The sequence below is a fragment of the Psychrobacter pasteurii genome (assembly GCF_900162815.1).
In the GTDB taxonomy this organism is placed as follows: Bacteria; Pseudomonadota; Gammaproteobacteria; order Pseudomonadales; family Moraxellaceae; genus Psychrobacter; species Psychrobacter pasteurii.
Map to the genome: position 1 here is coordinate 1 of NZ_FUGD01000218.1, position 364 is coordinate 364.

1 protein-coding gene is annotated in these 364 nt (G+C 41.5%); it reads right to left on the reverse strand.

Annotation, left to right across the window (positions count from 1 at the left end; genetic code table 11):
* A partial coding sequence (locus A1232T_RS13510; RefSeq protein WP_143514025.1) for an RNA-guided endonuclease InsQ/TnpB family protein occupies positions 1 to 364 on the reverse strand: 364 nt, incomplete at both ends.

Below are 364 nucleotides of genomic sequence, written 5' to 3' on the forward strand. Positions count from 1 at the left end.
ATTGACATCTCTATCATTTGCCTGCTGACAACACGGACACTGCCATCGTCTAACTGATAAGGGTAATTCGTCTTTGGTCAGCAAGTGACCGCAATTAGAGCAAGTTTTAGAGGATGGAAACCATCTATCTAACTCTTTGACGGTTTTACCGTATTGATTAGCCTTATAAACAAGCTGACGCTTAAACTCATAAAAGCCTAAATCGCTGATGGCTCGACTTAGCTTACGGTTCTGCATCATGCCTTTGGTGTTTAGGTTTTCAATCGCAATAACATCATACTCACTCACCAAGCCAGTAGTAAGCTTATGTAGAGCGTCTTTACGGATATTACTAATTTGCAGGTGCAATCGTGATAGCTTGGCT